The sequence below is a fragment of the Pedobacter sp. 10L46_2 genome (assembly GCF_056395165.1).
Window position 1 is genome coordinate 1 of sequence record NZ_JBFTIZ010000134.1, and the last position, 10,163, is coordinate 10,163.

Sequence of the window (10,163 nt, forward strand, 5' to 3'; positions counted from 1 at the left end):
GCCTTAATGTGGGGTGCCCATGCTAGTACCACTTTTGGTCTAGCTGCACCACCCCAGGTCTCTTTAATTGTAACAAGATCAGCTAAACTTTGTAAAGGGTGACGGGTAGCACTTTCTAAACTGACTACAGGAACATTACAATATTTAATGAATTTATTAAAAAAGTCCTCATTATAATCTTCATCTCTGTTTATCAGCTTAGGAAAAGAACGCAAGCCTAAAATGTCGCAATATTGCCCCATTACAGCTGCTGCCTCACGAATATGTTCAACAGTAGTTCCGTTCATTACCACACCATCTTGTGTTTCTAATGCCCAGCCCTCTTTATCCATATTCATCACCATCACATTCATACCAAGGTTTAGTGCAGCCTTTTGAGTACTCAAACGCGTGCGCAAACTTGGATTTAGAAAAACCAGACCAAGAGTCTTATTCTTTCCTAAATGCTGATGCGAATAAGGGTTTTCCTTTAGTGCCAATGCGTCTTTAACCAATTGGCCGATGTCTTGTACATCATTTACTGAGGTGAATTGGTTCATCCTTTTAAAGCAATTTTAAATTCTTTCAAAAATTGATCTGCTTGATCCTTAGTTAAATTTAATGCAGGCAAAAGTCTAATTACGTTAGGCTTAGCTTCACCTGTAAATATTTTATGTTTAAATAAAAGCTCTTTTTTAACGTGTGAAAGGCTTTCAGGAAGGTCTATGCCTATCATTAAACCACGTCCACGTACTTCCTTTACTTCTTCAATTTTCTTTAATTCCTCGATCAGGTAGCTTCCTACTGTTTCGGCGTTTTTCAATAAATCATTTTGTTCAATGATCTCAAGAACAGCCAAAGCAGCTGCGCAAGCAAGGTGGTTACCGCCAAAAGTAGTACCCAGCATACCATGCCAAGGCTTAAATTTTGGTGCAATAGAAATTCCGGCTACAGGGAAACCGTTGCCCATTCCTTTTGCCATAGTGTAAACATCAGCGTTAACACCGGCATAATCATGAGAATAGAACATTCCTGTTCTGCCATAGCCACACTGAACACTGTCTGCTATGTAAACCGAATTATACTGATCACAAAGGAAACGGATCTTTTGTAAAAAGCTTATCGAAGCTTCTTTTATACCGCCAACACCTTGAATCCCTTCAATAATTACAGCTGTAATATCATTTCCAAATTCAGCAAATGCCTGCTCCAGGGCAGCTGTATCATTATGAGGAAGAAAAACAATATTATCGGTTTCATTTACTGGAGCAATAATTTTAGGGTTATCAGTAGCCGAAACTGCTAAAGATGTTCTACCATGAAATGCGCCTTTAAAGGCAATTATTTTCTTTCTGCCATTGTAAAAAGAAGCTAATTTTAAAGCATTTTCATTAGCCTCTGCACCAGAGTTACACAAAAACAATTGATAGTCTGTTTTTCCGGAAACCTTTCCTAATTGTTCAGCTAACTGCACTTGTAAAGGAATCTTAACAGAATTAGAATAAAAACCAACCTTATTAAGCTGGTCGGTTAAACGCTGCACATAGTGCGGATGGGTATGGCCTATTGAAATAACAGCATGTCCGCCATAAAGGTCCAGATATTCTTGTCCTTCAGCATCCCAAACGGTACTGCCTTGTGCTTTTACTATTTCTATATTATTTAATGGATATACGTCGAATAAGTTCATTTTTTTAGATTTTTGCTCCGCGTCATCCTGAATTTATTTCAGGATCTCGAAGTAGCATGGGTTAAATGGTTAAATGGAAATCCGGGATCCTGAAATAAATTCAGGATGACGAAACAACAAATTAAAATGCAGCTGCTTTTAGCCGGAGTCCAGTACCTTCTTCTAATCCAAATATCAAATTCATATTTTGTACTGCCTGCCCACTTGCTCCTTTTAACAAATTATCTATTATACTTACAATAAAGAGTTTATTGCCATGTTTTTCTACATGCACTAATCCTTTATTTGTATTTACCACCTGTTTTAAATCAATATTTCTTTTACTTACATGAGTAAAAGGATGTGATGCATAAAAATCTTCATAGATACGCTGTGCCTCCTCTGCAGTCAAATCACTCTCAAGATACATTGCTGCCAAAATACCTCTTGTAAAATCACCACGTTGCGGAATAAAGTTTAAAACTTCATTAAAACCGGGCTCAAGTTGTTTCAAACTCTCTCCTATCTCATTAAGATGCTGATGTTCAAAAGCTTTGTATACTGATAAGTTGTTATTGCGCCAGCTAAAATGAGAGGTTGAAGCCAAGCTTTGTCCAGCTCCGGTTGATCCTGTTGTTGCGTTGATATGCACTTCGCTTTTCAACAAACCCTTTGATGCCAAAGGCAGTAGTCCCAACTGAATACAAGTTGCAAAACAACCCGGATTAGCAATATAACTTGCCTTCTGTATTGCTTCACGATTTAATTCCGGTAAGCCATACACCCATTTATTTCCGGCATTCACTTTTAGTCTGAAATCCTGACTCAAGTCAATTATCTTAATGCTGCTATCAATAACGTTTGCAGCTAAAAATTTCTTCGCATCACCGTGTCCTACACAAAGAAACAAAACATCAATATCCGACGATAATTCATCTGTAAAGCGCAAGTCAGTATCGCCAAATAAATCTGTATGCACATCCGAAATATGGTTTCCGGCATTACTGTTACTATTTACGAATACAATATCAACAATTGGATGGTTCACAAGAATACGAAGCATCTCGCCACCTGTATATCCTGCACCGCCAACTATACCTGCTCTAATCTTCATGACTGTTTACTTTATGCCAGATCATTACCTGGTTACCAAAAATCTTTGAGAAGCCTTTAACATCTTCGCCACTCCATGCGTTGTTCATTTCGCCATAGCTACCGAATTTATTGCTCATCAAATCGTGTTCTGATTCAATTCCGATAATATTGAAACGATAAGGCAACAACTCAACAAACACATTTCCGCTAACTGTTTTCTGTGTATCGGTTAAAAAAGCCTCAATGTTTCGCATAATAGGGTCGTGGAATTGACCTTCATGTAACCAGTTACCATAGAAAGACGACAGTTGTTCTTTCCATGAAAGCTGCCATTTTGTTAGAGTATGTTTTTCTAGCGTATGGTGAGCTTTAATGATCACCATTGGCGCCGCAGCTTCAAAACCCACACGTCCTTTAATTCCTATAATTGTATCACCTACATGGATATCTCTGCCAATACCATAAGGCTGAGCTATTGCCTGTAATTTCTGAATTGCTCTAACCGGCTCAAAAGTTTCGCCATCAATAGCTACCAGTTCACCCTTAGTAAAAGTTAAAGTTAATTTGCGAGGTGTTGTTACGGAAACCTGAGTTGGCCATGCTTCTTCTGGCAACGTCTCATTAGAGGTTAAAGTTTCTTTTCCTCCTACAGATGTTCCCCATAAACCTTTATTAATAGAATATCTTGCTTTTTCAGCGCTATAATGAACACCATGGTTGCTCAAATACTCTATTTCCGCTTCGCGTGACAGCTTTAAATCTCTGATAGGAGTAATAATCTCTACATTCGGAATGATGATATTAAAGATCATATCAAAACGAACCTGATCATTACCTGCACCTGTACTTCCGTGAGCTACGTAATCAGCACCTATTTTCTTAACATAATTTGCAATTGCAGTAGCCTGACTTACACGTTCTGCACTTACCGATAATGGATAAGTTGCATTTTTTAACACATTCCCGAAAACCAAATATTTAATACAGCTGTCATAATAGTTTGTCGTTTCGTCAACCACAGCATGAGAAGCTACACCTAAAGCATAAGCACGTTTTTCTATTTCCTCTAATTCTTCATCAGAAAAACCACCAGTATTTACAATAACAGAATGCACTTCTAATCCGCGATCCTGGGCTAAATAAATACAGCAAAATGAGGTATCCAAACCTCCGCTAAACGCTAAAACAACTTTCTTCTTCATCTTTATAACAGCTATTTAAATAAAACGGTAAACATTAAAAACAGAGATTTTAAACCTCCTTTATTTTCGGGTTTTGAACTAAGTACCAAGCGTTGCTTAATGCGCATAAAGCGCTCGTAAAGCTTAGGCTTCTTGTGCAATTCCTCTGCAAATTTCTTGGCAACATCATGTTTTTGTTCTACAGGATCATACAGCATTGCAGTACACATGCAATTTTTGCGTTCCTTCATCTTTAGAATTTCGAAGTTCACACAACTTTGACAGCCTTTCCAAAATTCCTCATCCTGAGTAAGCTCTGAATAAGTTACAGGTTCATAACCAAGATCAGAATTGATTTTCATTACAGCCAATCCTGTAGTTAAACCAAAAATCTTTGCTTTAGGATATTTTTGTCTCGAAAGCGCAAAAATCTTCTCTTTAATAGCATGAGCAAGTCCCGCTTTTCTGTATTTAGGACTAACTATTAAACCTGAATTGGCTACAAATTGTCCATGTGTCCAGGTTTCTATATAGCAAAACCCAGCCCATGAGCCATCCTTATGGAAAGCAATTACAGACTTCCCGTCTAAAATTTTATTTGCTACGTACTCCGGAGAGCGTTTAGCGATACCTGTACCTCGAGCTTTTGCCGATTCTGCCATTTCTTCGCAAATTTCTTCTGCAAAGACACGATGTTCAGGAAGTGCAACTTGCACTATAAAATCGTTTATATTCATTAATATGATAACGAAAAAAAATAAATGTTCTGATTAATTGTTTTTTGAGAGGCAATCCTCTGTGGAAATGCGTAGAGACATTACGCAGAGATTTACTCAAATCCGCGGCGTATAATTTTGCCGGTTAGTGGTTACAAAAAAAACGGGTCGCAAACGTTCAATAAACAAACTTCTGGAAGCAATATTTTTTGCTTCTACAATAGAAAGTTTATGGGTCGCGTGCTTAATCATTTTCTGTGTATAATAATTCTTTGAATGAGTTGAGGCGCAAAGGTTTAAATAAATATCGAGTTGTGCAATACGTTTTTAATTTTTTTACATTTTTATAATGAAAATCTGCACTTAATTTAACGTCCAAATCTGAAGAAATGAGACAGAATATTTGGCCTTCCCTCCATTATCTCAATAATCATATCCATTCCCATTACCGAAAAAGTAATTCCATTACCCCCAAAACCGAGCAAAAAGTGGCTTTTAGGGTATTTAGGGTGCATTCCTATGTATGGTAAACCATCTTTTGTTTCACCAAAAGTACCAGCCCAGCAAAAGTCCTCAACGAATGAACTATTGGGTAAATATTTTTTTAACGTTTTTTCCAATCTTTCTTTTTTTCTGCTCAAAAGCAGATCTCTTCGAATTGCATTTTTAAAATTTTCATCTTCACCGCCAACAAGAAATCTTCCATCAGCCGTTGTCCGCATATATAAATATGGAGAATCTGTATTCCAAAACAAGGTTCTTTCGTAAATCTCAGGATGTAAATCCTGTCTTTCACTAACCATTGCATAGGTACTTTTCAATTGCACCACCTTATCAGAAAGCATATTTTGAGTTTCATATCCTGTGCAATAAATAATATGTTTTGCAGCTATTTCAGCTCCAGTATTTAATTGAACCTTTACGGCATCCTTTTCGTATTTTACTTTTTTCAATTCAGTTTTATCAAACACCTTTAACCCTCTTTCTGAATTATAGCGCAGCAAATCGTGGGTCAAACAAAAAGCATCCACACTACCCCCATCTGCAGAAAGAATTGCTCCTTCGGCCACAATGCCATATGTAGCCTTTATTTCTTTTTTGTCTAGCCAGTTCACCTCAATACCAGCCATTTTGCGGGCTTCATACTCCTGCTTTAGCCATTTAACATCCTTACTTTTCCCTGCAAAATAAAGGGATTCCTTTTTTTCAAATCCACATGATGAATCAATCTCTTTTACCAGATTCTCCAGTTTATAAATAGAATCTCTGCAAGCAAGGTAGCTCGCAATGGCACCGTGCTCTCCTATCAATTCTTTTAATTTATATAGTGGTACATCAATTTCATATTGAAGCATGGAGGTAGTTGCCGAAGTACTGCCATTAGCAATTTCTCTTTTATCAATCAATATCGTCTTATAACCTTTAGCTATGCAGGCATGCGCCATTAAAGCCCCGGTAATCCCTCCGCCAACAATCAGCACTTCACAGTTCGCATCTGCCCTTAAAGAGGGGTAGGAGTGCATTATTCCATTTTTTACCAGCCAAAACGGCTCATTTGAGCGAACATCCATAAATTTCAATTAATCAAACTATAACAATCTTGTTTGATATGTGTTTTAGATTCGCAAAATTTAAACTTTATGTAAGTTTAACCATATATTGAATTTTCCTTTGGGGTTATTATGAAAACGCATTTCTTAATATTATTTCTTTTTATCGCAGGACCTGCGCTTTCGCAGGACATTCACTATGCCCACGAAATGGTAAAGGAGCTCAGCTCAAAAGAACTTTGGGGCAGAGGGTATACCAATAATGGAATGGCAAAGGCTGCAGATTTGATTTGCTCAGCATTTAAAGCTTACGGGCTTAGCCCGATGAACGGAACGGATTTTAAACAAGCATTCTCTTTTCCTGTAAACACCTTTCCTGGAAAAATGCAGGTTACCATTAATGGCAAGAAACTTAGTCCTGGTAAAGATTTTATTGTAATGCCCCAAAGTATCGGAAAAATAGCCAAAGGAAAGTTTGAACAAAAAGACAGCATTACGTTTGCCGATTCAAGCGAGCGCGTAATTGCCATACTTAAGGATAAACTCACCTGGTCTGTTGCTCCTGAGCAAGGCGACTTCACCGGCATAGAAATAAAAAAAAACGCCATCAAAGGCCTTCCTCTTAACTTTCAAATCAACGTTGAAAACTCGTTTATCCCCGAATTTAATACGGCCAATATCTGTGGAGTAGTAAAAGGAACTACAAAACCCGATTCCGTATTGGTTATAACGGCTCATTACGATCATTTAGGTGGTATGGGTAACAAAACCTATTTCCCCGGGGCCAACGACAATGCCAGTGGCATTTCTTTTTTACTATCTCTGGCAAAATACTACGCCGCCAATCCACAACCTTACACAATGGCGTTTATTTGTTTTGCCGGAGAAGAGGCGGGATTACTTGGATCCAAATACTTTACAGAGTACCCATTGCTTGCGCTCCAAAAAATCAGGTTTCTAATTAATGTTGATATGGTAGGAACAGGAGAAACAGGCATTACCGTTGTAAATGCAACAATCCACCAAAAGGAATTTTCATTATTAAATCAACTCAACGATAAAAACAAATACCTGAAAAAGATCAATTCAAGGGGCAAGGCGGCAAATAGCGATCACTACTTTTTCACTGAGAAAGATGTTCCTGCCTTTTTTATTTACACTACCGGAGGCATCAGTGCGTATCATGATATTTACGACCGGTCTAAAACCCTTCCATTAACAGAATATCAGGATTTATTTAAGCTCTTTGTCGACTTCAATGCGGCATTAATGAATAAATAACCCATGTTTTTCATTTTATTGGCTTTACTTTAAACCAAATTCCTTTAATTTCGTTTTATAATAAAAACAACAACTTATGTTTGATAAATTAATGGCAGCCCAGCAGAAGGCTGACGAAATAAAAAAAAGACTAGATACGATCTCTGTTTTTGGAGAAGTTGAAGGTGGTGCAATACGCGTTACTGCAACGGCAAACAAAGCGATCACAGCAGTTGAGATCAGCGAAGAATTCCATAAGCAGGCCGACAGAGAAGAACTTGAAGAATTACTATTGACAGCTATTAATAAAGCCTTAACACAAGCAGATCAGGTTAGTGCGACAGAAATGCAGGCAGCGACTAAAGATATGTTTGGCGGATTAGGCGGAATGTTTGGACAATAATGAAATATACATATTATGGCCAATCCTGCTTCCTGCTAGAAGCCGATGGCAAAAAGTTTCTTTTCGACCCTTTTATCACACATAATCCGCTCGCTAAGCATATAGATATTAAAAGTATAGAGGCTGATTATATCCTGGTAAGTCATGGCCATGGCGATCACGTTGCCGATCTCGTGGAAATTGCAAACCAAACCAATGCACTTGTTATTGCGATAGCAGAAGTTGCTGATTGGGCCGGCAAGCAGGGGATAAAAAATGTACATGGAATGAACTTTGGAAGCCAAAACTTTGATTTTGGAAAGCTAAGAATGGTGTGGGCTACACATTCAGCAGCTCTACCCGACGGTACCTGCGGCGGAAATCCGGCAGGTTATGTACTGGAACTTGAAAATAAAACCATTTATTTTGCAGGAGATACCGCACTAACGATGGAAATGAAACTTCTTGCTGAGCTTTATAACCTAAGTTATGCAATCCTGCCAATTGGAGGTAACTATACAATGGATGTTGATGATGCCATTATCGCTACAAAATATATTGATTGCAACACCGTGATTGGTGTGCACTACAACACCTTCCCTGTAATAGAAATTGATACAGAAGAAGCCTTAGCTAAATTTAAAAGAGAAAATAAAGTTCTATTATTGCCGGCAATTGGCGAAACCATTGAGCTTTAAAATAAAAAGCCTCGTTATGAAAATTCAAAACGAGGCTTTTTTTATACGCATTAATTAATGCGCCGCTAACCAGTTATCTCCTTCGCCAATTTCAACTTCAATTGGAACGGATGTTTTAATCGCTGTTTTCATTCTATATGAAATGATCTGTTTCATTGCTTCAACTTCAGATCTAAGCACATCAAAAACCAACTCATCATGCACCTGCATGGTCATTTTTGATTGAAGGTTCTGATCCTGAATATCCTTATGAATATTGATCATGGCCACCTTAATCATATCTGCTGCAGAACCTTGTATAGGTGCATTTATGGCATTTCGCTCTGCAAAACCACGTACTGTCTGGTTGGCAGAGTTGATGTCTCTTAAATATCTTCTTCTGCCTAAAATGGTTTCCACAAATCCATTTTCGCGGGCAAAATTCATCGTGTCCGACATGTATTTTTTAATCCCCGGATATTGCTCAAAATACTGCTCAATAATGGCCGCGGCCTCTTTACGTGGAATGCCCAGGTTTTGCGACAAGCCAAAAGCAGATTGGCCATAGATAATCCCAAAGTTTACCGCTTTTGCATTCCTTCTTTGGGTAGAATCAACCTCTTCAATTGAAATGCCATATACCTTTGCTGCTGTTGCGGTATGAATATCGATACCCTTACTAAAGGCATCCAGCATGTTTTCTTCTTTACTGATCTCAGCGATAATGCGAAGCTCAATCTGAGAATAATCCGCAGAAAGCAGCACGTGATCTGCATCTCTAGCAATAAATGCTTTGCGCACCTCTCTACCCCTTTCCGTACGGATTGGAATGTTCTGCAGATTCGGGTTATTAGAACTTAACCTTCCTGTTGCGGCAACAGCCTGATTATATGAAGTGTGAACGCGACCAGTCCTTGGGTTAACTAGTAAAGGCAAGGCATCAACATAAGTAGACTTTAATTTTTGCAGCTGTCTGAAATCTAAAATATCCTGAACGATGTCACTTTTATGAGCGAGGGCCAATAACACATCCTCACCGGTTTGGTACTGACCTGTCTTTGTTTTTTTTGCTTTAGGATCTAACTGTAGTTTATCGAAAAGAACCTCTCCCAGTTGTTTTGGTGAGGCCAGATTAAACTTAATACCACACTTATCATAAACATTCTGCTCAAACCTTCTGATGTCTAGCTCAAGCTCTTTAGAATAGTTAATCAAGGTGTCCATATCTATTCTAACCCCCTCTTTTTCAATATCCGCAAGCACATAGATCAAAGGATTTTCAACATCAGTGGCAAGCTGTTCTGCATTAAGCTGTTTAAGCATTGGCTTAAACACGTTGGCAAGCTGCAAGGTTATATCGGCATCTTCAGCCGCATAATCTACCACCTGCTCAACTGGAACATCCCGCATATTCCCTTGCCCCTTTCCTTTGGCACCAATAAGCTTAGTTATTGAAATGGGCGAATAGCTCAAATAATTCTCGGCCAGCACATCCATGTTATGTCGTGTGTCCGGATCAATCAAATAATGTGCAAGCATGGTATCAAATAGCTTTCCTTTTACAGATACACCATACCATTTAAATACAAGCATATCATATTTAATATTCTGTCCTATTTTGGCTATATTTTCATTTTCAAGAACAGGCCTAAAC

At 38.3% G+C, this 10,163-nt stretch carries 10 protein-coding genes; 3 read left to right on the forward strand and 7 right to left on the reverse strand.

Annotated elements, in window-relative coordinates; all coding sequences use genetic code 11:
- The 6 genes from AC1DDX_RS15230 to AC1DDX_RS15255 all read right to left on the reverse strand — a co-directional run.
- Positions 1–539 (reverse strand): Rossmann-fold NAD(P)-binding domain-containing protein (locus AC1DDX_RS15230; protein ID WP_477622226.1); only part of this gene is annotated, 539 nt, incomplete at its 3' end.
- Positions 536–1,669 (reverse strand): aspartate aminotransferase family protein, encoded by a 1,134-nt coding sequence (locus AC1DDX_RS15235; protein WP_337717041.1) that lies wholly within the window; start codon positions 1,667–1,669, stop codon positions 536–538. The genes AC1DDX_RS15230 and AC1DDX_RS15235, both read right to left, overlap by 4 nt.
- Before the next feature lie 121 nt (positions 1,670–1,790).
- A complete protein-coding gene (gene argC, locus AC1DDX_RS15240; protein ID WP_172662258.1) occupies positions 1,791–2,762 on the reverse strand; it encodes an N-acetyl-gamma-glutamyl-phosphate reductase in 972 nt (323 codons plus the stop codon).
- The gene (gene argG, locus AC1DDX_RS15245) at positions 2,752–3,945 is read right to left on the reverse strand and encodes an argininosuccinate synthase (RefSeq protein WP_048908220.1); all 1,194 of its coding nucleotides are present in this window, start codon (positions 3,943–3,945) and stop codon (positions 2,752–2,754) included. The genes argC and argG overlap by 11 nt, the downstream gene beginning before the upstream one ends.
- 11 nt (positions 3,946–3,956) lie before the next feature.
- A complete protein-coding gene (locus AC1DDX_RS15250; RefSeq protein ID WP_048908219.1) occupies positions 3,957–4,661 on the reverse strand; it encodes an N-acetyltransferase in 705 nt (234 codons plus the stop codon).
- 347 nt (positions 4,662–5,008) lie between these two features.
- Positions 5,009–6,211: an NAD(P)/FAD-dependent oxidoreductase gene (locus AC1DDX_RS15255; protein ID WP_172662259.1), complete on the reverse strand. Its 1,203-nt coding sequence runs from the start codon at positions 6,209–6,211 to the stop codon at positions 5,009–5,011.
- Positions 6,212–6,322: 111 nt separating this feature from the next.
- Here AC1DDX_RS15255 and AC1DDX_RS15260 point away from each other — a divergent pair, with 111 nt between their 5' ends.
- The 3 genes from AC1DDX_RS15260 to AC1DDX_RS15270 all read left to right on the forward strand — a co-directional run bounded on the left by AC1DDX_RS15260 (position 6,323) and on the right by AC1DDX_RS15270 (position 8,530).
- On the forward strand, positions 6,323–7,471 hold the full coding sequence (locus AC1DDX_RS15260; RefSeq protein WP_172662260.1) for a M28 family metallopeptidase: 1,149 nt from the start codon (positions 6,323–6,325) through the stop codon (positions 7,469–7,471).
- Positions 7,472–7,547: 76 nt separating this feature from the next.
- A complete protein-coding gene (locus AC1DDX_RS15265; RefSeq protein WP_048908217.1) occupies positions 7,548–7,853 on the forward strand; it encodes a YbaB/EbfC family nucleoid-associated protein in 306 nt (101 codons plus the stop codon).
- Entirely contained in the window at positions 7,853–8,530 is a 678-nt protein-coding gene (locus AC1DDX_RS15270; RefSeq protein ID WP_172662261.1) for a metal-dependent hydrolase, read from the forward strand. The genes AC1DDX_RS15265 and AC1DDX_RS15270 overlap by 1 nt, the downstream gene beginning before the upstream one ends.
- Positions 8,531–8,584: 54 nt before the next feature.
- Here AC1DDX_RS15270 and polA read toward each other — a convergent pair.
- Positions 8,585–10,163, reverse strand: a 1,579-nt coding sequence (gene polA, locus AC1DDX_RS15275; RefSeq protein ID WP_477622227.1) for a DNA polymerase I, incomplete at its 5' end; no start/stop codon positions are given.